Source organism: Sphingomonas sp. Leaf33 (assembly GCF_001421785.1).
GTDB lineage: Bacteria > Pseudomonadota > Alphaproteobacteria > Sphingomonadales > Sphingomonadaceae > Sphingomonas.
The window spans coordinates 126,176-149,450 of sequence record NZ_LMLB01000017.1; the positions used below are offsets into that span (position 1 = coordinate 126,176).

At 68.3% G+C, this 23,275-nt stretch carries 22 protein-coding genes and 1 tRNA gene; 10 read left to right on the plus strand and 13 right to left on the minus strand.

All coding sequences use genetic code 11. The annotated features are described in order from the left end of the window. Positions 1-90: 90 nt before the first annotated feature. The 5 genes from rplJ to ASE86_RS13825 all read right to left on the minus strand — a co-directional run bounded on the left by rplJ (position 91) and on the right by ASE86_RS13825 (position 3,632). A complete protein-coding gene (rplJ, locus tag ASE86_RS13805) occupies positions 91-606 on the minus strand; it encodes a 50S ribosomal protein L10 (protein WP_056428128.1) in 516 nt (171 codons plus the stop codon). A 336-nt stretch (positions 607-942) separates the two neighbouring features. Further along, positions 943-1,155 carry a hypothetical protein gene (locus ASE86_RS13810; protein WP_056429007.1) on the minus strand — a complete coding sequence of 71 codons (213 nt, stop codon included), beginning with the start codon at positions 1,153-1,155 and terminating at the stop codon, positions 943-945. A 71-nt stretch (positions 1,156-1,226) separates the two neighbouring features. Next, positions 1,227-1,439 (minus strand): cold-shock protein, encoded by a 213-nt coding sequence (locus ASE86_RS13815; protein ID WP_056428131.1) that lies wholly within the window; start codon positions 1,437-1,439, stop codon positions 1,227-1,229. 343 nt (positions 1,440-1,782) lie between these two features. Further along, a complete protein-coding gene (locus ASE86_RS13820; protein WP_056428134.1) occupies positions 1,783-2,109 on the minus strand; it encodes a hypothetical protein in 327 nt (108 codons plus the stop codon). Positions 2,110-2,129: 20 nt separating this feature from the next. Beyond that, positions 2,130-3,632, minus strand: coding sequence for a L,D-transpeptidase family protein (locus tag ASE86_RS13825; protein WP_056428137.1), 1,503 nt, complete (start codon positions 3,630-3,632; stop codon positions 2,130-2,132). A 217-nt stretch (positions 3,633-3,849) separates the two neighbouring features. On the opposite strand from ASE86_RS13825, the gene ASE86_RS13830 reads away from it, so the two are divergent. Together ASE86_RS13830 and ASE86_RS13835 are read left to right on the plus strand one after the other, a co-directional pair. Beyond that, complete coding sequence (locus ASE86_RS13830) at positions 3,850-4,830, plus strand: cysteine synthase A (RefSeq protein WP_056428139.1); 981 nt, start codon at positions 3,850-3,852, stop codon at positions 4,828-4,830. Next, a complete protein-coding gene (locus ASE86_RS13835) occupies positions 4,791-5,183 on the plus strand; it encodes a hypothetical protein (protein WP_235524120.1) in 393 nt (130 codons plus the stop codon). Before ASE86_RS13830 ends, ASE86_RS13835 begins: the two co-directional genes overlap by 40 nt. Positions 5,184-5,204: 21 nt before the next feature. On the opposite strand, the gene ASE86_RS13840 is transcribed toward ASE86_RS13835, so the two are convergent. The 3 genes from ASE86_RS13840 to ASE86_RS13850 all read right to left on the minus strand — a co-directional run bounded on the left by ASE86_RS13840 (position 5,205) and on the right by ASE86_RS13850 (position 7,526). Beyond that, the gene (locus ASE86_RS13840) at positions 5,205-5,411 is read right to left on the minus strand and encodes a DUF1289 domain-containing protein (protein WP_056428144.1); all 207 of its coding nucleotides are present in this window, start codon (positions 5,409-5,411) and stop codon (positions 5,205-5,207) included. A 21-nt stretch (positions 5,412-5,432) separates the two neighbouring features. Continuing rightward, entirely contained in the window at positions 5,433-6,953 is a 1,521-nt protein-coding gene (locus tag ASE86_RS13845) for a DEAD/DEAH box helicase (protein WP_056428146.1), read from the minus strand. Between the two features lie 87 nt (positions 6,954-7,040). After that, complete coding sequence (locus ASE86_RS13850) at positions 7,041-7,526, minus strand: hypothetical protein (RefSeq protein WP_156347191.1); 486 nt, start codon at positions 7,524-7,526, stop codon at positions 7,041-7,043. Between the two features lie 178 nt (positions 7,527-7,704). On the opposite strand from ASE86_RS13850, the gene ASE86_RS13855 reads away from it, so the two are divergent. Then, positions 7,705-8,265, plus strand: a complete 561-nt coding sequence (locus ASE86_RS13855) for a cytochrome b (protein WP_056428149.1) — start codon at positions 7,705-7,707, stop codon at positions 8,263-8,265. A gap of 198 nt (positions 8,266-8,463) precedes the next feature. On the opposite strand, the gene ASE86_RS13860 is transcribed toward ASE86_RS13855, so the two are convergent. Continuing rightward, complete coding sequence (locus ASE86_RS13860) at positions 8,464-9,303, minus strand: N-formylglutamate amidohydrolase (protein WP_235524121.1); 840 nt, start codon at positions 9,301-9,303, stop codon at positions 8,464-8,466. A 153-nt stretch (positions 9,304-9,456) separates the two neighbouring features. Between ASE86_RS13860 and cpdR the strand changes: the two genes are divergently transcribed. Next, on the plus strand, positions 9,457-9,834 hold the full coding sequence (gene cpdR / locus ASE86_RS13865; protein ID WP_056428154.1) for a cell cycle two-component system response regulator CpdR: 378 nt from the start codon (positions 9,457-9,459) through the stop codon (positions 9,832-9,834). A 70-nt stretch (positions 9,835-9,904) separates the two neighbouring features. Beyond that, positions 9,905-9,979: transfer RNA gene (locus tag ASE86_RS13870), tRNA-Val, on the plus strand. Positions 9,980-10,101: 122 nt separating this feature from the next. Here the strand turns inward: ASE86_RS13870 and ASE86_RS13875 are convergent. Together ASE86_RS13875 and ASE86_RS13880 are read right to left on the minus strand one after the other, a co-directional pair. Then, complete coding sequence (locus tag ASE86_RS13875; RefSeq protein ID WP_056428157.1) at positions 10,102-13,254, minus strand: efflux RND transporter permease subunit; 3,153 nt, start codon at positions 13,252-13,254, stop codon at positions 10,102-10,104. Then, complete coding sequence (locus ASE86_RS13880) at positions 13,251-14,501, minus strand: TolC family protein (protein WP_056428158.1); 1,251 nt, start codon at positions 14,499-14,501, stop codon at positions 13,251-13,253. Before ASE86_RS13880 ends, ASE86_RS13875 begins: the two co-directional genes overlap by 4 nt. 130 nt (positions 14,502-14,631) lie before the next feature. On the opposite strand from ASE86_RS13880, the gene ASE86_RS13885 reads away from it, so the two are divergent. Both ASE86_RS13885 and ASE86_RS13890 read left to right on the plus strand, forming a co-directional pair. After that, positions 14,632-15,309, plus strand: coding sequence for a response regulator transcription factor (locus ASE86_RS13885; RefSeq protein ID WP_056428164.1), 678 nt, complete (start codon positions 14,632-14,634; stop codon positions 15,307-15,309). Beyond that, on the plus strand, positions 15,287-16,642 hold the full coding sequence (locus tag ASE86_RS13890) for a sensor histidine kinase (RefSeq protein WP_056428167.1): 1,356 nt from the start codon (positions 15,287-15,289) through the stop codon (positions 16,640-16,642). Before ASE86_RS13885 ends, ASE86_RS13890 begins: the two co-directional genes overlap by 23 nt. A gap of 37 nt (positions 16,643-16,679) precedes the next feature. On the opposite strand, the gene hisN is transcribed toward ASE86_RS13890, so the two are convergent. Next, positions 16,680-17,462, minus strand: coding sequence for a histidinol-phosphatase (gene hisN / locus ASE86_RS13895; protein ID WP_056428168.1), 783 nt, complete (start codon positions 17,460-17,462; stop codon positions 16,680-16,682). 68 nt (positions 17,463-17,530) lie between these two features. Here hisN and ASE86_RS13900 point away from each other — a divergent pair, with 68 nt between their 5' ends. The 3 genes from ASE86_RS13900 to ASE86_RS13910 all read left to right on the plus strand — a co-directional run bounded on the left by ASE86_RS13900 (position 17,531) and on the right by ASE86_RS13910 (position 20,836). Beyond that, positions 17,531-18,079, plus strand: a complete 549-nt coding sequence (locus ASE86_RS13900; protein ID WP_056428181.1) for a peroxiredoxin — start codon at positions 17,531-17,533, stop codon at positions 18,077-18,079. 76 nt (positions 18,080-18,155) lie between these two features. Beyond that, complete coding sequence (locus ASE86_RS13905) at positions 18,156-19,175, plus strand: GGDEF domain-containing protein (protein WP_056428184.1); 1,020 nt, start codon at positions 18,156-18,158, stop codon at positions 19,173-19,175. A gap of 596 nt (positions 19,176-19,771) precedes the next feature. Further along, positions 19,772-20,836: a LacI family DNA-binding transcriptional regulator gene (locus ASE86_RS13910; RefSeq protein WP_268795328.1), complete on the plus strand. Its 1,065-nt coding sequence runs from the start codon at positions 19,772-19,774 to the stop codon at positions 20,834-20,836. Between the two features lie 127 nt (positions 20,837-20,963). On the opposite strand, the gene ASE86_RS13915 is transcribed toward ASE86_RS13910, so the two are convergent. Then, complete coding sequence (locus ASE86_RS13915) at positions 20,964-23,087, minus strand: M3 family metallopeptidase (protein ID WP_056428190.1); 2,124 nt, start codon at positions 23,085-23,087, stop codon at positions 20,964-20,966. Between the last annotated feature and the right edge of the window lie 188 nt (positions 23,088-23,275).

The window sequence follows — 23,275 nt, forward strand, 5'->3', positions numbered from 1 at the left end:
TGTAAAACTCCAGTATCAGATCGGGTTGTAAGTATTGGGACAGTCGCATTTTTGGGTCCCCATCAAAGTACCACTTTGATGAGATCGAAATTATGCGGCGTCCTTTTCTGCGTAAGCTGCCAGCACGCGGGCGATCTGCGCCGCCGGTGCCTGGGTGATGGTGGCGATCTTCGTTGCCGGAGCAACGATGAGGCCGACCAGCTTCGCGCGCAGCTCGTCCAGCGACGGCAGCGATGCGAGGGCCTTCACCCCGTCCGCGTCGAGCACCTGGCTCCCCATCGCGCCGCCGACGATTTCGAACTTGTCGTTCGTCTTCGCAAAGTCGACCGCTGCCTTGGCAGCCGCGACCGGATCGGCGGAGGTGGCGAGCCCGACCGGACCGGTCAGCAGGTCGGCGAGACCCGCATAATCCGTGCCCTCGAGCGCGATCTTGGCAAGCTTGTTCTTGGAGACCTTGTAGGTCGCGCCGACGTCGCGCATCTTCCCGCGGAGCTGGGTCGACTGTGCGACGGTCAGCCCCAGGTTGCGGGTCACGACGACCACGCCCTCCTGCGAGAAGGTGTTCTTCAGTTCGGCGACGGCCTGGGTCTTCTGCGAACGATCCATGCCATTCTCCTCAAATTAGGCTGTGCCCCGAAAGACGCAGCCCGGTTACATGTCCGCGTGCCCGTGAAGCCACGCAAACGGTTCAGTCCGTTGAGGGGGAAGGATCGTGTCGAGAAGCGCGCACAAAAGGCCTCGCTTGCCCGATCCGAAGCCGCAGGCGTTCCGCGGCCCTAGAAATCATTTCCCCGTCTCGGCAGGGCATTAAGGTCGGGCAAATCCCGGCCACCTGCTGTCTCGGACGGCGTGCAAGGATCGGGGCAGGCCCCGACCGTTGCGACCGGCGCGCCTTAACGGATTGCCGGGGGATGTCAATCGCGAGTGGTAGCAGCGCGGGCGTCAGGCCTGGGCGTCGATGTCCGGACGCGCGGCGGCGGTCGCTTCTTCACGCTCGATACGGCGCTGGGTCGTCCGCTCTGCGCTGACGGCCATCGCCTCGAACGCGGCGACCGAACGCATGGCGCGATCGCGGACATTGTCGAGCTGGGCAGAATCGGCATCGGTCCGGGCACGGTCTGCCTGGGCGCGGAAATAGGCTGCGTCATGGGCCATCGTCGGATCCTTTGCATAGGTACAGGAAAGACCGGCCCGCATCGAATCGACACGGGCCGGAATGTCCGAGATCAGTCGACCGACTGGAGGTTGATCGCGCTGGTCTTGCCGCGACGATCGGTTTCCAGTTCGTAGCTGACGCGCTGGTCCTGCTTCAGCGTCGCCATGCCGGCGCGCTCGACCGCGCTGATGTGCACGAACGCGTCATCGCCGCCGGTTTCCGGCGCGATGAAGCCATAGCCCTTGGTTTCGTTGAAGAATTTGACGGTGCCGGTGATCGACATGGGAGATACTCCTTTTTCGGTTTGCGGCACCCCCAAGGCGGCGGCGCCGGCTGTAGGGCAGAAAGAAGGAGTAAGGGGCCGCAAAGCGCCGAAGACCGTCGATGTGCGACTGTAGCGGATGCAATGTGGGGAGGGGGTGGGCGTTACGCAAGGGTAACGGTTTGGGAAGTGCGCCGGGACGGTCGAGAGGTCTCGACCCTGCCAGTTCGGGACTTGGCGTGGATCGCTGCCTGGGGGCCGAGGACGTCACGGGATTACATCCCGCGACGTCGGACGGCGCCTTGCACCGCCGGCCGGCCTTGCGGCGGTGCGCGCCAGCGTGGCGCGTCTCCGCCGCTGCGGCTCACTTCTCCTCTGAAACCGTCCCCGACTGGTTCGCCGCCGGCGCTTCGTCCTCGTCGCGGTTCACCCGCGCGGTCATGCCCGTCGCGTCGGCATCGGCCTGGATCTGTTCGCGCTCGTCGACGGTCGGCTCGGGCTCGGACGCCAGGTTAGTCGCCGGAGCCTCGGGGACGTTCATCGTCACCGGCGCTTCCGCGACGTTGACCGCCTCGTTCGTCACGTCGAGCATCTCGGTCCCGTTGTCCTCGACCGGCGGCGGGGGCGCGTCGTTCGACGAGCAGGCGGCGAGCAGGGCGAGGGCGGCGAGGGCGGGCAGTGTCTTCTTCATGGCGGTGTCCCCTTTTGGTGTCAGTCGGCCATCGTCGGTGCGGCGGCCTGGATCTGCGAGCGCTTCTCTATCTTGGCGGCGAGTTCGCCGTCCCAGCTGTACGGATCGGCGCGAAAGTTCATGACGCCGTTACCGGATGCGAACGCGGTCCAGTATAGCAGATACACGGTCGCCGGGGTCGGCAACTGCGCACGCGTGGTCTTGCCGCCGGCGATCTGCGCATCGATTGCCTCGGGCGTCCATTCGGCCGAGCCCCGCAGCAGCAGCCGGGCAAGATCGGCGGGCTTTTCCAGCCGCACGCAGCCGTGGCTCGCCAACCGGTCGAAACTCGCGAACTTCGCCTGTGCCGGCGTGTCGTGGAGATACACCGCATAGGGGTTGTCGAAATCGAACTTGTACCGGCCCAGCGCCGACTGCGAACCGGCCGCCTGCTGCAGGCGGCGGTTGGGGCCTTCGCCGATGATGCGGAAGCCGTTGGCCTTCAGATAGCCCGCACCCTTCGGAAACAGCTCGCGCGCGGCGATACCGGCGGGCACGTTCCACGGCGGGTTGAGCACGACCGAATGGATCGACGATTGCAGCATCGGCGTCTCGTCGCCCGGACGCCCGGTCACGCCGCGCATCGACATCACGGGCTGGTCGCCCTCGAACACCGTGACCAGCGCGGCGGCGATGTTGACCTGGATGCGGTTCTTGTCGAGCTCGCGCGGGATCCAGCGCCAGCGTTCCATGTTCGCCATGATCTGCGCGACGCGGTCGGTCGCCGACACGTTCAGCGCGGTCAGCGTCTGGGTGGACACGGTCCCGGCCGGGTTCAGCCCGAAGCGGCGCTGGGCGCGCTGGACCGCCGCCTTCAGATCGCCGTCGAAGGTGTCGCCGGTCTTGGCGACCTGCGGGTCCTCGACCGCCAGGCGCTGGCGCAGCGCGCGGACGCGCGGTCCCTTGACGCCGATTACCAGGTCCGGTCCGCCCGCGATCCGCGGCCAGCCACCCGCTGCTTCGAGATCGCGATAAGCCTTCAGGCCGTCCTTCAGACCGTCATAGCCCGAATACGGCGGCGGCAGCTGGCGTGCCCAGCGCGCAAGGCCGTTCCTGGCGACCGCATCGGCGAAGCTCGGCAACGGGTCCCAATATTGCGGGCGCAGGCCCCAGTCTTCCTTGAAGTCGGCCTCGGCCAGGCGCCCGGTGCGGACGGCACGGGCATAGTCGAGCGCCGCGCGCACCAGCGTGTCGTTGTCGCTTGCGGTCACCTTCGATGCCGCGACATCGTGACGCAGGCCGTGGTCGATCCGGCCGGCCTCGATGATCGCGACCAGTTGCCGGGCCTGCGCCTCGCTCAATTGCGGCAGCGGCACGGTGACTGCGACTGGCGCGACCGGGGTAGACTGCGCGCCGGTCTGGGCCGGGGCGGCCTGCGACGGCGGGATCGCGGTCGGCCGGATGGGCGGGGGCGGTGTCTGCTGGGCAAGCACCGGCGACGCAAGCGTCGCGAGAAGGGTGGATCGGAACAAGAAGCTACGCATGGATCCTGTACGCCTGGGGGAGGAACGGGCCGCCCTATGTAACGGTGGCAGGGGGCTGGTTTCAAAGGAAAACGCGCGAAACCGTACCATGGCTGCGTCGGGACGCACGAAAAGCCGACCCGCCTGTGTCGCCGTCGCAGGATCCCAAGGCCGGTTTGCCGGGCCCCAAGCCTATCTTGGCATTGCCGCGCCGCCGCCCGCGGGCCATCTAGGCGTCATGCACACGACGCAAGACACGCTATCGCTGATCGGCAACACGCCCCTCGTCCGCCTGAAGGGGCCGAGCGAGGCGACCGGTTGCGACATCTATGGCAAGTGCGAATTCGCCAATCCGGGTGCGTCGGTAAAGGATCGCGCGGCGCTGTTCATCGTCGAGGATGCCGAACGGCGCGGTGCGATCGCGCCGGGCGGGACGATCGTCGAGGGGACGGCGGGCAACACCGGCATCGGCCTGGCGCTGGTCGCCAATGCCAAGGGGTACCGGACGATCATCGTCATGCCCGAGACGCAGAGCCGAGAGAAGATGGATACGCTGCGCGCGCTGGGCGCCGAGCTGGTGCTGGTTCCTGCCGCGCCCTATTCCAACCCGGGCCATTTCGTGCACACCAGCCGCCGGATCGCGGAGGAAACGCCGAACGCGATCTGGGCCAACCAGTTCGACAATATCGCCAACCGGCGCGCACACATCGTCGGCACGGCGGAGGAAATCTGGCAGCAGATGAACGGCCGCATCGACGGATTTACCTGCGCGGCGGGCACCGGCGGGACGATCGCGGGCGTCGGTCTGGGTCTCAAGGAAAAGGACGAAGGCGTGACGATCGCGCTCAGCGACCCCCACGGCGCCGCACTCTACGATTATTACGCGCACGGCGAATTGCGGTCGGAAGGCTCGTCGGTCGCCGAAGGCATCGGGCAAGGGCGCATCACCGCCAATCTGGAAGGCGCGCCGATCGATACCCAGTATCGGATCAGCGACGAGGAAGGGCTGGCGTGGGTCCGTCGCCTGCTGGCGGAGGAGGGGCTGTGCCTGGGCCTGTCGTCGGGGATCAACGTCGCCGGCGCGGTGCGGCTGGCGCGCGACCTGGGCCCGGGCAAGCGGATCGCGACGATCCTGTGTGACAGCGGCTTCCGCTATCTCTCGACGCTTTACGATCCCGAATGGCTGGCGGCGAAGGGGCTGTCGGTCGGCAACGGTTGATCGACGGGATCGAACGGCTCGACAGCGCGCGCTCTGTGCGTTACATTTCTGCCACAGTGACGAAGATCAAGACTTCCAGGATGTTACCCGAAGCGTCCCAGACGGGGCAGCGTGTTCGGGTTGCGATTACCGGTCTGGCGGCGGTGATGCTGTTCATCGCGATCGCCAGCGCGGTCTTCAACTATGCCATTAGCGAACCTGCGGTGACCGCGATCGGCGCGGCCAAGCCCGATGTCGTGGCCAACATGGTCGATACCGGCGCCGGCAATACGACCGAAAACGAGCCGCTGGCTGAAATGGGTATCGCGCCGGGCCCGGTCACGCCAACCGCAAACAGCGCGGCGGTCAAGTAGCGCAGCGGATCAGTCCGCGCGTCAATCGGCCAGTTTTGCCATCCGCGCCGGCAGCGTCCGCATCACCGCATCGCGCGCATCGTCGTCGATCGCGGTCCATCGCGCGATCTCCGCACCCGTCCGCCCGCAGCCGACGCACCACCCAGTCGCTGCGTCGAGCCGACAGACGTTCACGCACGGGCTGACGATCCGTACCGGATCGAGATATTCAAAGATCGGGCCGCCCACGGTCGCCCCCCTCCCGCTGGATCAGGCGCCGATCTTGAAGTCCAGGAACGACGGGATCGGACCGTTCCAGCCGACATCGGGCCCATCGTCATAGCCATCGCGACCACGCCGGCGATCGTCGCGGCGCGGTGCACGGTCGTTGCGGGCGGACCGGTCGTCGCGGAAGTTCCGCTCCTCGCGGGCCGGGCGCTCTTCGCGGACCGGGCGCGCTTCGCGGGCCGGGTGCTCGTCGCGGACCGGGCGCTCGTCACGGGCCGTGCGTTCCTCGCGAGCAGGCCGGTCGTCGCGGGTCGGGCGAGCTTCGCGCGGGGCCCGATCTTCGCGGGGCGCTTCGACGACGCTCTCGTCGCGCTCGCCGCCACCGCGACGTACCCGCCGTGGGCGCTCCTCGCGCTGCGGTGTGTCCTGCACAGGACGGCTCGTCTCGACCGCAACCTCTTCGCGCGGGATCGTCTGGCCGGTCAGCTTCTCGATATTCTCGATATTCTCGGCATCGTCGGGCGTGACGAAGGTGTAGGCGGTGCCCGTCGCGCCCGCGCGGCCGGTGCGGCCGATACGGTGGACATAGTCGTCCGGGTGCCACGGCGCGTCGAAATTGTAGACGTGGCTGACGCCCTTGATGTCTAGGCCGCGCGCGGCGACGTCGCTGGCGACCAGGATATTGATCTCGCCCGACTTGAACAGCGCCAGTTCGGCGAGCCGCTGCGGCTGTTCCATGTCGCCATGGATCTCGCCCGACTTGAAGCCGTAGCGGCGCAGCGACTTGTTGAGCTCACGCACCGTCGTCTTGCGGTTGCAGAAGATGATCGCGGTCTGGATGTTGTCGCGCGTCAGCAGCGTGCGCAGCACGTCGCGCTTGCGGTCCGACTTCACCGGGACCAGCCGCTGGGTGATGTTGAGGTTGGTCGATGCCGGGCGCGACACCTCGATCTGCTTGGGGTTGGTCAGGAAACGGTCGGCCAGCTTCTTGATCGGCGGCGGCATGGTGGCCGAGAACAGTAGCGTCTGCCGCGTCTTGGGCAGCTTGGTGCAGATTTCCTCGATATCGGGGATGAACCCCATGTCGAGCATCCGGTCCGCCTCGTCGATGACCAGCAGCTCGCAGCCCGTCAGCAGGATCTTGCCGCGCTGGAACAGGTCCATCAGCCGGCCTGGCGTCGCGATGAGGACGTCGACGCCCTTTTCCAGCGCCTTGACCTGATCGCCCATCTGCACGCCGCCGATCAGCAGCGCCATGCTCAGCTTGTGGTTGACGCCGTACTTCTCGAAATTCTCGGCGACCTGCGCGGCGAGTTCGCGCGTCGGCTCCAGGATCAGGCTGCGCGGCATCCGCGCGCGGCTGCGACCCTGCGCCAGGATGTCGATCATCGGCAGCACGAAGCTGGCCGTCTTGCCCGTGCCCGTCTGGGCGATGCCGATCAGGTCGCGCATCATCAGCACGCTCGGGATCGCGGCGGCCTGGATCGGCGTCGGTACGCTGTAGCCTGACGCTTCGACAGCGCTCAGCAGTTCGTCAGACAGGCCGAGGTCGGCAAAGTTCATGCAGATGTCCGGATAGGGGGCGACAGGAAACAGTCCCGGCGCAGATATTCCGCCACGCGCTCGCGGATCGGGCGGTAAAAGTCAAGATCAGCGCTTGGCGATCAGCGTCCGGAAACCCTTGATCCGACATTCCGCGCCCGAACGTGACCGAAACGCATCACGCCCGGCGCACGCCCGGCCGTCCGGTGTCATGCGGACATAGAAGCCGGCGTAAAAATCCAGTGCCCGACAATCGCTGTCCAGCCGCGCGCGCAACCGGCGCCCGCCGTTCAGGATCAGGTCGACGCTGTCCTCGCTCGGCAGGGACGCGGCGGCGATGTCGATCAGGGGGACGCATTTGTCCGCCTTCTTCTCCGTCCAGCGGGTCTGCTGCGGCGTGCTGGCCAGAGCGGTCGCGGCACCCGGGCGCGCCGACAGGCGGGGTACGCGGATGACCATGCGCTGCTGGATGGTCACTGTCGTCATCGACACGCCGCCCCCGGCACGCGCGACCGGGCGCTGCTGCGCCTGTGCGGTCAGCACGGGCAGCAGGATCGCCGCGGCGAGAAAGGGCAGGCGGGACAGCGGAATCACGACAGGCGGCGGATGACCCAGAATCGTTGAACCGCCGATGAATTGGCGGGGAGGGAGCGGACGATAGCGTGCACGCCCGACCGTACAAGCCCCGCGCGGCGGGGGTGGCGCGGCTTGCGTCGACCGTGGGCGCTCCATAAGCTGGCGTGGCCCGCTTCACGGGCGGAGAACGACAGATATGCGCAGTGCCGTCATCCGAACCGATCGCTACGCGCGCGGGTCGATCGTCTTCCACTGGACGATCGCTGTCGCCATTCTGCTGAACTTGGCGATCGGCATCGGCCACGACGCGATGCCGCGCGGATGGGGCGTGATGCCGCTGCACAAGTCGCTGGGGATCACCGTGCTGGTGCTGACACTGGCGCGGCTCGCCTGGCGCCTGGTCCACCGTCCGCCGCCGCTGCACCCGGACATGCCGGTGTGGGAGCGGCTTGCGGCCAATGCCTCGCACTGGGCGCTCTATGCTTTCTCCATCCTGGTCCCGCTGACCGGCTGGGCGATGGTGTCAGGCGGCGAAGTCCGGCGCCCGCTCGACTGGTTCGGCCTGTTCCCGATACCCTATCTGCCGGTGTCGCAGGCGACCGCGGGCGCGGCACACGAGGGACATGAGGTCCTCGGCTATGCGCTGCTCGCGCTTGTCGTGCTGCATACGCTGGCTGCGCTGCGCCACCACCTGATCCTGCGCGACTCGACCCTGGTGCGGATGCTGCCGATCCTGCGGGCGCCGACGCCCCGGTGAGCGCCAGCCCTCCGGAAATCTTTTTTATAAGCCGCTGAAAACGCGACAAAAATCTATCCTTGAAAGCCGATTGCACTCGACCTACATTGTGTTGGCAAGGCTTCGTGTCCCCCCTTTCGCGGGGCTTTGCGGCACGCCTTCGGGTGTGTCTCCTCCCTGAACCTTGGCCACTCCGGAGCTTGCTCCGGGGTGGTTTTTTTATTCTGCGGCCAGGGCGTCCGGCAGAGCCTCGTCGGTCAGTGCGTCGATGACATCGCGGACGAACTTGGAGACCGCGTCGAATCGACCACCCGGCGCATCGCGCGCGTCGTCAAGATACAGCGCGCGATCGACCTCGAGCTGCAAGGCATGGATACCGCGCGCCGGGGCGCCGTGCCGCTCCAGGATATGGCCACCGGCATAAGGGGTGTTGAGCGCGCACCTGAAGCCGCTGCGGCGGGCGCAGCCTTCGACCCGCCCGACGAAGCGCGCTGCCGCCGTCCGCCCGAACCGATCGCCGATCACAATGCCGGGCGGCGCCGCACCGGGCAGCGACGGCATCGAATGCACGTCGAGCAGGATCGCGATCCCGAACCGCAAGCGCGCCGCCGCGATCGCATCGGCGAGTGCCGCATGATAGGGGCGGTGGTCCTGCGCGATCCGTGCGGCGACCGCATCGGCGCTCCACGGTTCCGACCAGATCTCGGTCCCCGCCGCCGCGCGCCGGGGAATCAGGCCCAGGCCGCCGCGCACGCGGGTCGACAGCTGCGGCATCCCGTACCGCGCGGCACCCAGGTCGACGCGCGGATCGCGATCCCGCTCGCCACGGTTCAGGTCGATCCACGCGCGCGGCCGCCGGGCGAGAACCGCGACCTCGTCCACCCGCGCCGCCAGCGCCAGCGTATCGACGTGGCGATCCTCCAGCGGGCGCAACTGTTCCAGCGGCACCCGTGCCCGCGCGATCAGCGCCTGGGGGTAGTCGCGGCCGGCGTGCGGCACCGACAGCACGACCGGGCTGGTCGGAAGGGCAGGGCCGATGCGGTCGAAACTGGGGCTCACGGGGCGGACGCTAGGCGCAGCGCCGGCGGAGAACAATCGTTGCGACGAACCGCGCGGCGAAACCGGCGCGCTCCGTCTGGAATTTCTTAAAGCCTTGGCAGATAGAGGGAGGCGACGGGCCGGCGGTGTTCGCCACGGCGTGAGGGTGTTTCGATGATACGGATTCTGCTGGCCGAGGACGACGACGTGATGCGCGAGTATCTGACGCGCGCGCTCGAACGCTCGGGCTACGGCGTGACCGCGGTCGATCGCGGCACCGCGGCGCTGCCGCTGCTGGAGGCAGAAGCATACGATCTGCTGCTGACCGACATCGTCATGCCCGAGATGGACGGGATCGAGCTTGCCCAGCGCTGTGCCGACATCGCGCCGGACACGCGGGTGATGTTCATCACCGGGTTCGCCGCCGTGACGCTGAAGGCCGGCAAGGCGATGCCGCAGGCCCGCGTCCTGTCCAAGCCCTTCCACCTGCGCGACCTGGTCCTGGAAGTCGATCGCATGTTCGAGGTCGGCAGCGCTAGCGGTCAGGTCTGAATTTTATCGCCGAAGCCGCTTGCACCGATCCGATTCGGCAGCTAGGAGCGCGCTTCCCGCAAGGGCAAGTGGGCGTGTAGCTCAGTGGTAGAGCACTGTGTTGACATCGCAGGGGTCGCAAGTTCAATCCTTGCCACGCCCACCATTAAAAAGCCCGCCAGGTCAGCGACTTGGCGGGCTTTTTCATGTGTGATGCGGGATGTGTCGGGTCCGATCCACGCCAAGGTCCAAATCCAATCGCGACGTCCGGCCTGACGGGTTCCGGCTTTACGCGTCGCTCGACCAGCGGCGCTGGATCCAGCCGTAGAGGCTCGGCAGCAACAGCAATGTCAGGATGGTCGAGGTGATGATGCCGCCGATGACGACGGTGGCGAGCGGGCGCTGCACTTCGGCGCCGGCGCCGGTCGCGATGGCCATCGGGATGAAGCCGACCGAAGCGACGAGCGCGGTGGACAGCACGGGGCGCAAGCGATCGTGCGCGCCCTGCCGGATCGCGTCGGCGATGGGCAGCGGATCGCCCTCGCGGCCGTCGCGCAGGGCGTTGATATGGTCGATCAGGACCAGCCCGTTGAGCATCGCGATGCCCGACAGCGCGATGAAGCCGATCGCGGCGGTGATCGAAAAGGGCATTCCGCGCAGCCACAGCGCCAGGACGCCGCCGGTCACCGCGAACGGAATGCCGGTATAGACGATCGCCGCTTCTCGCACGCTGCCGAGCGCTGCGTAGACGAGCGCGAAAATGAGGATCAGCGCGGCGGGAACGACGATCGACAGCCGCTTCTGCGCCGCTTCCAGCTGGTGATACTGGCCACCGAATTCGACGCGGTATCCCGCCGGCAGCTTGAGCTGGCCGTCGAGCGCGGCCTTGGCCCCCTGCACATAGCCTTCGAGGTCGCTGGTCGACAGGTTGACCATCAGCGCGGCGCGGCGGTTGGTATCGTCGTGCAGGATCGGTTCGACGATCCGCGTCTCGCGCAACCGTGCGACGCGCGACAGCGGCACCATGCCGTATTCGCCGACGCGCAAGGGGAGCGCGAGGATCGCGGCCGGGTCGGCGCGCAGGTCGTCGGGCATCCGGATGACGATCGCGTGGCGCGCGGGGCCGTGCGGAATGAAGCCGACCTCGGCGCCGGCCAGCGCATCGCGTACTGCATCGTTCACGGCCTGCGTGCCGAGCCCCAGGCGCAGCAGGGCGGCATGATCGACCTCGACGACGATGCTCCTGGGCCGGCCCGAGGTTTCGAATTCGACGCCTTCGGTGCTGGGCAGCCTCTGGAGGATCGCCTTGGCCCTGGCCGCGGCCTTTTCCAGCGTGTCGTAATCGTCGCCGAAGATCTTGACCGACACATCGGCGCGCACGCCCTCCAGCATCTCGTTGAAGCGCATCTCGATCGGCTGGGCGAATTCGAAATTCTGGCTCTTGTAGACACGCTGCGCCACCCGCTCGATGCCGGCGATCAGTTCGTCCTTGGTCGTCGGCAACCCGTCGCCGGTCGGCCAGTCCTTCATCGGCGCGTAGAAGATATAGAGGTCGTTCTGCTCGGGCGGCATCGGATCGGTCGCGACTTCGCTGGTGCCGATGCGCGAGAAAGTGTGCGTGACCTGCGGATAGGCCCGGCGGATCGCGACCTCGGTCTTCTGCTCGATCGCGAGGCTTTGCTCCAGCGACATGCCGACCGGGCGATAGACCATCGCGGTGATCGCGCCTTCGTCGAGCTGGGGCGTGAACTGCGACCCCAGCGTCTTGAAGACCAGGAACGCCGCGACCAGCAGCGCCAGCGCACCGACCGTGAGCAGCGCGGGATGGCGGACCGCCCGGTCGAGCGCGGGGGTATAGACGCGCTCCGCCAGGCCGACGAAGCCGGTGCGGCGATCCTCGTCCGCCGCACCCGCCGGCGCGCGCAGCAGCCACGCGGACAGCGCCGGGACGATGGTGAAGGTCCAGAGAAGGCCCGCGACGATCGCCAGCATCACCGCCTGTGCCATCGGCTGGAACAGCTTGCCCTCGACGCCGCCCAGGCTCAGGACCGGGACATAGACCAGGGCGATGATCGCGATGCCGAACCTCGTCGGGCGCGCGACCATCCGCGCGGCATCGGTGACGACCCCACGCCGTTCCTCCGCGGTCAGTGCGGCGCCCTTCTCGCGCGTGCGGACGCCCAGCAGGCGCAGGCTGTTCTCGACCACCACGATCGCGCCGTCGACGATCAGCCCGAAGTCCAGCGCGCCCAGGCTCATCAGGTTTCCGGACAAGCCGATGACGTGCATCCCCGAGACGGTGACCAGGAAGGCGAGCGGGATGACCAGCGCGACGATCAGCGCCGCCCGCCAGTTGCCCATGACGAGCAACAGGACGAGCGCGACCAGCAGCGCGCCTTCGCCCAGATTGTGCTCGACCGTCGATATGGTCCGGTCGACCAGGTCGGCGCGACTGTACTGGCGGTCGATCACCATGCCCTTGGGCAATGCCGACGCGATTCCCGGCAGCGCACCTTCGACCGCGACCGCGGTGGCACGACTGTTCTGGCCGACGAGCATCATGACCGTGCCGAGCACCGTTTCGTGCCCGTTCTGCGTCGCGGCACCCTGGCGCGGGGCGGCGCCGATGACGACATTCGCCAGGTCGCGGACCTGAAGCGGCAGGACGCCGCCGGCGAACTTGACCGGGATGTCGCCGATCTGCGTCGCGTTCAGCACGCGCGCGTCGGTGCGTACGGTGAAGCGTTCGGGGCCGCGGCGGATGCTGCCGCCCCCGGCATTCTCGACGTTCTTCGCGACCGCCGCGGCCAGCTCGCCCGCGGTCACGCCGTGCATCGTCAGCCGTACCGGATCGGGTTCGACGACGAACTGTTCCTCCAGCCCGCCGTTCGAATTGACGTCGGCGACGCCGGGTACGGCGCGCAGCATCGGGCGGACGGCATATTCCTGCGCCTCGTACAGCTCCATCAGCTGGCGCTGCGCATCCATGCCGCGCGGCGGGCGCTGCCATTCGAGCGTGTAGTAAAAGATTTCGCCGAGCCCCGTGGTGATCGGGGCGAGCTGCGGCGTGCTGCCGGGGGGCAACTGGCCCTGCACCGCGGTCAGCCGTTCGGTGACGAGCTGCCGCGCCTTCAGCTGGTCGGTGCCGTCCTTGTAGAGCAAGGTGACCTGGCTGAGGCCCGTTTTGGTCAGCGAGCGCGTCTGGTCGAGGCCGGGCTGGCCGCCCATCGCACGCTCGATCGGTTGGGTGACCAGCCGTTCGATCTCCTCGGGCGCCAGCGCGGGCACCTGCGTGTTGATCTGGACCTGTACGCCGGTGATGTCGGGGATCGCGTCGATCTGCAGGCTGGCGAACGACCACAGGCCGATGGCCGCGACCAGCGCGGTGACCAGCGCCACCGCGAGGCGGTGGTGCGTCACGTACGTCAGCCAGCGGTTCATCGGGCGAGCGGCAGGCCGCCGTTGAGTGCGCGCAGCTGCAACAGCGCCTCCAGCGCTTCGCGCCGCGTGTCGAGCGTCGCATTGACCGCCGCGACATAGCTTTGCTGGAGCTGGGTGTAGGTGGTCAGCGGAATGGCCCCCAGGCGATAGTTGCGGTCGGCATCGGCCGCCGCCTCCGCAAAGCGCTTGGGCGTATCCTCCGCCCATTTGGTCAGCGCGGTGCGCTTCGCATCATATTGCGCGGCCTTGTCGAAGACGTCGCGCGTGATGCGGCGCTCGGCATTGATCAGCGTCGCGTTCGCCTGCGCCTGCTTGCCCTGTTCGGCCGCCACGTCGCCGGCCTGACGGTTCCACAGCGGCAGCGTCGTCGACAGGCGCACGCCGTAGTTCGTCTCGCGGATGTCGGACCGGGCGCGATCGTAATAGGGCCCGACGCTAACGGTCGGCAGGCGTGCCTTGCGTGCCAGGTCGACGCGCAGCCCCTGCTGCTCGAACTGCGCCCGCAGCGCCTTCAGCTCGAAGTTGTTCTCCGCCGCCCGCGCGGCCAGCACCGGTTCCGCCGGAAGCGCGGGCAGCGTCATGTCGGGCCGGATGATGCGGATGCGAGCCGCAAAGGGCGCACCGCGCACCTGGTTGAGTTCGTAGAGGATCGAATTGGCGTCGGCGTCGGCAGTGGCCGCGGTCCGTTCGGCGTCGATCGCGCTGGCCACCAGCGAAGCCGCCTCCAGCTGCGGGGACGGACCGGCCGGATCGCGCGCGACGATCACGCGCGCCAGGGTGCGCATACGGTTCGCGACCTCGCGCGCGGCGGCAGCCTTTTCGTCGGCGGCGAACAATCCGTAGCCGAGCGAGCGGGCACGCGCGACCAGTGTCGCATCGAATTGTTGCAGGCCCAGCCGCGCCAGCGCGACCTGACGCTCCGCGATCGCCCGGCGCAGCGCGATGCGGCCGCCGAATTCGATCGGCTGGACGACCGAGGCGGCATAGGTCAGCCCTTCGCCGACGACGGCGCCACTGACGGTATCCTGCGCCCGGCGCTGGCCGAATTCGACCTCCACCGTCGGATCGGCCCAGCGCCCGGCGGCGTCGCGCTCGACGCCGGCAGTCTCGATCTGGCGCTGGTAGAACTGCCGCTCGGGATTGCCCGCCACGACCTCCTGCGCCAGCGCATCGAGCGAGATGGCGCGCGACTGGGCCATGGCGGGCGAGGTGGCGACCATCAGGCAGGCGAATGTCAGCCGACGCATCGAAAACTCCGAACGGTATGAGAGGCGCGGCGTACGGCGCACCGTCGCCAGCGTCGACTAAATCCAGATTTAGGTTCGCACGCCGACTTGTCGGTTGACCGCACGGCCCGTCTGCGGCGATCCAGCGGCCATGGCGCAGATCCTGCTGATCGAGGACGACGATGGCACCGCGGACGAGATCGTGCTCGAGCTGGCGGGGGCGGGGCATGCCGTCACCCGCGTCGCGACGCTGCGCGACGGCGGCGACCATGCCCGCGGCGACGGCTTCGACCTGCTGATCCTCGATCGCCAGCTGCCCGACGGCGAGGGGCTGGACCTGGTCGCGGCGCTTCGCGGCGACGGACGCCGGACCCCCGCCCTCGTGCTGAGCGCGCTCGGCAGCCTCGACGATCGCGTGCGCGGCCTGCGGGCGGGCGGCGACGATTACCTGCCCAAGCCCTTCGCGCTGGTCGAGCTGGTCGCCCGCGTCGAGGCTCTGTTGCGCCGGCCGAACGATACGCGCGAGACCCGGCTGATCGCCGGGCCGCTCGATCTTGACCTGCTGGGCGGCACCGCGACCCGCGCGGGCCGGCAGCTCGACCTGTTGCCGCGCGAACTGAAGCTGCTCGACTATCTCGTGCGCCGCGCCGGGCAGGTCGTGACCCGCGCGATGCTGTTGCGCGATGTGTGGGGCTACAGCTTCGAGCCGAACACCAATGTCGTCGACGTGCATCTCGGTCGGCTTCGGCGCAAGATCGACGGCGAGGGCGAGCCGCCGCTCATCCGCAACATCCGCGGGCAGGGCTATGTTCTCGATCTCGCGCTCTGATCCGCGCCGCCGGGCGACGTGGCGGTGGGGCGGGGCGCTGGGCGCGCTGCTGGTGCTGCAATCGATCGTGGTGGCGGCGGTGTTCTGGGCGCTGGCCAACGACAGCCACCGCCGGACGATCGACCATGCGCTGGCCGACGACTGTACCTTTTTCGCGCTGAGCCCGCCGGCGAAGCGGGTGGACGAGGTGCGTGACCGGCTGGTGCGCGATATCCACCGCGACCGCTTCCTCGGGCTGTTCGACGCGGTGGGCCGGCCGGTCGCGGGCAATGTCGCCCGGTTGCCGGCGCGGCCCGACGGGGGCGGTGCCTTTGTCACGACCGTTGCGCCGACCCAGCTTCCCGGCAAGCGCAGCGACGTCGCGCGCGTGGTCGTCTGCGCGATGCCGGACGGCATGGCGCTGCTGACCGGGGTCGACCTGGACGATTCGCAGGAGGCGTTGCGGCTGGTGTGGCAGTCGTTGCTGCTCGGCCTGGTGCCGGGTGTGCTGCTGGCCCTGATCTTTGGCTTCGTCGCCGGGCGGCGCGCGGCGCGACAGGTCGATGCGGTGCGCCATCTGACCGAACGGATCATGGCCGGCGACCTGAACGGGCGACTGCCGGTGCCCGCCGACCCGGACAGTTTCGGGCTGCTGTGCGCCGACATCAACCGTATGCTCGACCGGTTGCAGATTCTGGTCGGCGACGTCCGCGGCATCGGCGACGACATCGCGCACCAGATGCGCACGCCGCTCACCCGGTTGCGGGCACGCATCGACCGGGGCCTGCGCGATGCCAGCGATCGCGCGGCATTCGTTGCGACGGGCGAGCGTGCCCTGGTCGAGATCGATACGCTGCTCGGGATCGTCAGCGCGCTGCTTCGCCTGCGCGAGCTGGAGGACCATGCGCGCCGCAGCCGCTTCGCGCCCGTCGATCTCGCCCGGCTGGTCGAGGATGCCTGCGACCTCTACCGACCGATCGCCGAGGATCGCGGGCTCTGCCTGACCTGCGCGGTCGAACCCGTGCCGGCGATCGACGGCGACGCCAGCCTGTTGATGGAGGCGGTCGCCAACCTGATCGACAATGCCCTGAAGTTCGGACCCGCCGGTGGCCGGATCGGCGTGTCGCTGGCACCGCGGGACGGGCGCGTGGCGATCACCGTATCGGACGATGGTCCGGGCATTCCGCCCGCCGACCGCGGCCTCGTCACGCAGCGCTTCTACCGCGCGCGTACCGATGGCGACGGGGCCGGGCTCGGCCTCAGCCTGGTCAAGGCGATCGCCGATCTGCACGGACTGGACCTGCACTTTGCCGACGCGGGCAGCGCCGTATCGCTCGTCGACCGGAACGGTTGAGCGGCGGGCACGGCGGATCGGCGCGCTCGCCGCGGCCTCAGTGCCCCCGGCAGCTCATCGCTTCCAGGATGTCCTCGACCCGCGCGGCATCGCCCGCGGCGATGACGTCGCCTGCACTGCCGGCATGGAGCGGATCGCCGCTCCAGTCGCACATCACGCCGCCGGCCCCCTCGACCACCGGAACCAGCGCTGCGAAGTCGTGGAGCTTCAGACCGCTTTCGACCACCACGTCGAGATAGCCCGACGCCAGGCAGGCGTAATTGTAGCAATCGCCGCCGAGCACGGTCGATCGCACCTTGGCATCGAGATGTTCGAATGCGTGGAGCTCGTCGTCGGCGAACAGAGCCGGGCTCGTCGTCGCCAGCAGCGCGTCGGCCAGATCGCGGCAGCGGCGGGTGCGCGTCGGCTTGCCGTTCAGTTCGGTATCGCGACCGGCGACGCCCACCCAGCGTTCGGTCAGGATCGGCTGGTCGATGATCCCGAGGATGGGAAAGCCGTCCTCGACGAGGGCGATCAGCGTGCCGAAGATCGGGCGGCCGGCGATGAAGGCGCGCGTGCCGTCGATCGGATCGAGCACCCATTGCCGCCCGCTGGTGCCGACGGTCGTGCCTTCTTCCTCGCCGACGATGCCGTCGCGCGGCGCCTCGGCCAGGATCAGCCGGCGCATCGCGGCCTCCGCTTCGCGGTCGGCGCGGGTGACGGGGCTTTCGTCGGCCTTGGTCTCGAGACCATAGTCGGCGCGGAAATAGCGGCGGATGACCCCGCCCGCCGCATCGGCGAGGGCGTGGGCGAGGGCGAGATCGGAAGGAGAAACCGGCATACTTGGCGACTAGCGGAGCGCGCGGCGTCCGGCTAGGTTCGCCGCGTCCAATCGAAAGGCTTTTGCCCATGCGCCGTCTGCTTGCCCTTGCCGCCCTGGCTCTCGCCGCCGCTCCTGCCACCGCCGCGCTGGCTCCCGGCGCCAAGGCCCCCGACTTCAAGACGCGCGGCGGGTACCAGGGCAAGGTCGTCAACGTCCATCTGGCGCAGCTGCTGAAGAAGGGGCCGGTCGTGCTGTATTTCTTCCCGGCCGCCGGCACCTCGGGCTGCAACGCCGAAGCCGCCGCCTTCGCCCAGGCGATCCCGCAGTTCGCGGCCGCGGGCGCGACGGTGCTGGGCATGTCGGCCGATTCGGTCGATGTCCTGCGCGATTTCTCGACCAAGGAATGCGCCGGCAAGTTCACAGTCGCGAGCGCCGGGCCGAACGTCGTCGCCGGCTACGACGTGGCGCTGGGCCGCCAGATCAAGACGCCGTCGGGCGCGATGATCAACGCGACCAACCGCACCAGCTATGTCATCGGCCGCGACGGGCGCATCGTCTTTGCCCACAGCGAACTGGATGCCGCGCACCATGTCGAACAGACGCTGGCCGCGGTGCGTGCGATAAAGCGCGGCTGATCGCGCTGGTCAATCGCTTGTTAGGAATGCCGCGCTACACCGTCCCGCACGATTATCGGTGAGGGATCGGACGGACATGGGGGTCGCAAGGGGCGCTGTAGCGCAGACCGGCGCGCGGGGCGCGGCGCCCGGCCTGTATGACCGGATCGGCAAGTTCCTGGCCGACCAGCGGCTGTCGGTCGATCCGGTCAACTATGTCTTCGCCTACAACGTCCTCAGCCAGCCGGGCAGCCCGCTGGCGAAGGCGGTCGCGTCGCTGACCGATGGCGGCATCCGGCTGACGATGAAGGACATCGAGGAACTGGGCGCCGACATCGCGACCGCCGCCGATGCGATGGACGAGGCGAAGGCGGAAGCCGCCAAGATGGTCGCGCGCACCCAGATGCAGCTGGATGGTTTCGTCGACGTGGTGCAGGATCTGCACGCCGATACCGCAGGCTTCGGTCGCGATCTGGCAGCGAGCGCGGAGGCGATCCGCCGCACGCTCGACATCGACGAAGTGGTGCGGCTGACCGCGGGGATGGCCGAGCGGATGCAGGCGGCGGAGGCGCGGCTGGATACGGCGACGCGTGAGGCCGCGCAGCTGCGCGCCGAGCTGGAGGAGGCGCGCGACAATGCCCGGCGCGATCCGCTGACCGACCTGCCCAACCGCCGCGCGTTCGAGGAAGCGTTCGCCGAACGGGTGGCCGCGGGCCAGGCGCTCTGGCTGGCGGTGTGCGACATCGATCATTTCAAGTCGGTCAACGACCGGTTCGGCCATGCGGTCGGCGACCGCGTGCTGAAGGCGATCGGCAGCGCGCTGGCCGAACAATGCCAGGGGCATTTCGTGGCGCGCTACGGCGGCGAAGAATTCGTCGTGCTGTTCGCCAACCTGTGCGCCGACCAGGTCCACGGCATCATGGACGCTGCGCGCGCGCATATCGCCGACAAACGCTACAAACTGCGCGAAACCGATGCGCCGCTGGGCGCGGTGACGCTGTCGGCGGGCATCACCGAAGCGGCGATCGGCGACAATCCGCGCGCGGTATTCCAGCGCGCCGACCGGCTGCTGTATGCGGCCAAGAGCGATGGTCGCAACCGGATCCGCATCGGCTGACCAGCGCCCGCCGACGCCTTGGTAAAATACGCCGAAATGTGGCGTTCATCAGGCCGCAATGTTGGCGTAAATTGCACCAGTACTTTGTCGGATCGTTATAAAACAACGACTTAGAAAACTGGCACGGCCCCTGCAAAGTACCTTGCATCAGCGTCGGATCGACCGGCGCTCGACACGACAAGGATCAGGGACATGACTTTCCGCCTCGAAACGCTGCAGCGCTCCACCGTCGCCATCCTCGGTTCGCTGCTGTTCACCGCCATGCTGGTCGTCGCTTCGGCTCCCCAGGTCACCATCGCCTGAGCGCGCATCCTACTGACCATTCTTCAAGAGGGATTTTTCACCATGCTTCGCTCGTTCGCCATCAGCCTCTTCTCCTTTGCCGCCACCGTCCTGCTGGTCGTCGGCAGCAGCCATCCGGGTCCGGGCTTCCTGGCCTGAACCCGATGATGCCGGGAACCGCGTAGCGCGCCGCCTCTCACACGGGGCCGGCGCGCAGGGCGCTTGCCCGAAGACCCGAAGATCCGAAGGCTCGATCCGCCCGTCGACTTGCCTTCCCGCTTGCGCCCGGTGCCGCTTGGCCGCACGCTGGCCGCGTGCCACCCGACAGCGCCCCTCCACCCAAATCCCCCCGTCGCCGCCGTGGCGGTGCCACGATCGACGATGTCGCGCGCCAGGCCGGTGTATCACCGATGACCGTGTCGCGCGTCGTCAACGGCGCCACCAATGTCCGCAGCGAAACCCGCGAGCGCGTCGCCGCCGCGATCGCTGCGCTGGACTATGCGCCCAACCTGGCCGCGCGGTCGCTGGCGAGCGCCGGCGACGTCCGGCTGGCGCTGCTCTATGCCAACCCCAGCGCCGCCTACCTCAGCGCCTTCCTGCTCGGCAGCCTGGACCAGGCGACGCGGATCAATGCGCAACTGGTCGTGGTGCCGTGCGCCGACGCCGACGACATCGCGCAGGCCGCCGCGCGGCTGGCGCGTGCCGGCGTCGACGGGGTCATCCTGCCCGCACCCCTGTGCGACAATGTCGAGATACAGGCGCTGGTCGCCGATGCCGGCCTGCCCGCGGTCGCGGTCGCGTCGGGGGCGCCGCCGCCCTCGCTCGCCGCGGTCGGCATCGACGATTTCGCCGCAGCGCACGACATGACCGCGCATCTGGTGGAACAGGGGCATCGCCGCATCGGCTTCATCGCCGGCAACCCAGACCAGACCGCCAGCGCGCGGCGCTTCGCCGGATATCGCGAGGCGCTGGCGGCGGCGGGGATCGCTGTCGACGATGGTCTGGTCGCGCCGGGGCTCTACAGTTACCGATCGGGGGCGATCGCCACCGAACGGCTGCTGGCGCTGCCCGAGCGGCCGAGCGCGATCTTTGCCAGCAACGACGACATGGCCGCGGCCTGCGTCGCGGCGGCGCACCGGCTGGGGCTGGATGTGCCGCGAGACCTGAGCGTCGTCGGCTTCGACGACACCGCGCTTGCGAGCGAGATCTGGCCCGAACTCACCACGATCCGCCAGCCGATCGCCGACATGGCGCGCACCGCGATCGACCTGCTGGTCGCATTGATCCGCGACCGCCGGGCGGGGCAGGGGGACGCGGTGCCCGAGCACCGCATCCTGCCGTTCGCGCTGATACGCCGCGGGTCGGATGGGGTAGCTTGAGGCTTTCACTTCGCCAGCGCGACGACGGCAAAGCCGCCGTCGTCGACCGGGCCGACAGTGTCGGCCCGCCGGCCGCGCGGCGCCGCGCGGCGGAGCCGTCGCGCTGCGCGCCGACGCTCCTCGGCGCCTAGCGCGTCGGGAACCCCCGGCGCTTGAACAGCGCATCGACATCCGGGTCACGCCCGCGGAAGCTGCGATAGGCGTCCTTGCGATCGGTTTCGTTGCCCGTCGACAAAAGTGTGGTGCGGAAGCGGTCGGCGGTCGCCTTGTCCCATACGCCCGCCTGCTCGAACGCCGCCCAGGTGTCGGCGTCCATCGTCTCCGACCAGAGATAGCTGTAATAGCCGGCCGAATAGGCGTCGGACGAGAACAGATGCCCGAACTGCGGCAGACGGTGCCGCATCACCATTTGCCTAGGCATCCCGAGCTCGGCCAGCGTGTCGCGCTCGAACGCGGCGATGTCGGTCACCGGCGTTTCACGATCGTGCAGCTTCATGTCGAGCAGCGCTGACGACAGATATTCGACCGTGTCGAACCCCTGGTTGAAGGTCGACGACTTCTCGATCTTGTCGACCAGCGCCTGCGGCATCGGCTGGCCCGCCGCGTTCTTCGCATAGCGATCGAGCACGTCGCGGGTCAGCAGCCAGTTTTCGTTCACTTGGCTCGGATACTCCACGAAATCGCGCGGCGTGCCGGCGAGGCCGGGATAGGTCACGTTCTGCAACAGCGAATGGATCGCGTGGCCGAATTCGTGGAAGGCGGTGGTCGCATCGTCCAGGCTGACGAGCGTCGGCTGGCCCGGTGCGCCCTTCACGAAGTTGTTGTTGTTCGACGCCAGCACCGTGCGGTCGCCGCCCAGCTTCTGCTGGCTGCGGTACGTGGTCGCCCACGCACCCGACCGCTTGCCGGGACGGGCATAGGCGTCGAAGTAGAAATAGCCGACGAACTTGCCCGTCTTGGTGTTCGTCACTTCGAACGTGCGCACGTCGGGGTCGAACACGGGAATCTGCCCGGTGTTTTCCTTGAAGCCCAGATCGTACAGGCGACCCGCGGCATAGAAGGCGCCGTTCAGGATGTTGCCGAGTTCGAGATACGGTTTGATCTCGCTTTCATCCAGGTCGTACTTCGCCTTGCGCACCTTCTCGGCGTAGTAGCGATAGTCCCACGGCTGGATGGTGACGCCGGCCTTTTCGGCATCCGCCACCTTCTGCATGTCGGCGACTTCCTCGCGGACGCGGGCCACCGCGGCGGGCCAGACGCGCATCATCAGCGCCATGGCGTTGGCCGGAGTCTCGGCCATGGTGTCGTCCATGCGGAAATAGGCGTGATTCTTGAAGCCGAGCAGCTTGGCGCGCTCCTGCCGCAGCTTCAGGATTTGCGCGATCGTCGCCTTGGTGTCGTTCGCGTCGCCATTGTCGCCGCGGTTGACGAAGGCCTTGAAGACCTTTTCGCGCAGAGCCCGGTCGCGGGCGTAGGTCAGCACCGGCTGCGCGGAGGAACGCGTGTTCACGACGACCCACTTGCCGGGTAGTTGCCGTGCGGTCGCCGCCGCCGCCATCGCCGCCTTCACGCTGTCGGGGACGCCCGCCAGCTGCGCTTCGTCATCGACGACGATCCACGTCTCTTCGTCTGCCAGCAGCTTGCTGCCGAAGTCGGTGAAGGCGGTGGCGAGCTGCTGGTTGAGCTGGGTCACCTGTGCGCGCTGAGCGGGCGACAGCATTGCGCCGCGGCGGACGTAGCTGCGATAGGTCCGCTCGACGAGACGCATCTGCTGCGCATCGAGCTTGGCGGTCTTGCGCCCGTCATACACCGCCTTGATCTTGGCGAAGAGTGCAGGGTCGAGCGTCAGTTCGTCGTAGAAGGCGGCGAGCTTCGGGCTCAGCACGCGGTCGATGTCCTGAACCTCCTTGGTCGCAAGGTTGGAGGTGTAGACGCCCCACATCGCGCCGACCCGGCTCATCGTCTCGCCGGCCAGTTGCAGCGGCACGATGACCGTCTGGAAGGTCGGGCTGCTGCGGTTGTCGCGGATCGCGTGGATCTCTCGCCGATAGTCCGCCATCGCCGCGTCATAGGCGGCTGGGAACATCGCCGGCTTCACCTTGTCCCACGGCGGCACGCCGCCGTTCGGGCCGCTCCAGGGAGCAAGCAGAATGGCGGTGTCGCCGGCTGGGGCGGCGGCGGGCTGGGTCTGGGCAGTGGCCATGACCGGGGAGGTCGTGGCGAGAAGCGCAAGCGTCAAGCGAAAGGTCATGCAAGGGGCCTATGCCGATGTTAGGATGGCGCGCAGATTAACGCGATGGCCGGGCGGGTCCAGTGCGGTTCGTGTGAGAGGTGCGCGGCTCACAAATTCCTCCCCCAGCTTGCTGGGGGAGGGGAACCGCGCCCGCAGGGCGTGGTGGAGGGGCGGCGCGGCATGCGCCGGACGCCCCCCCCCCCCCC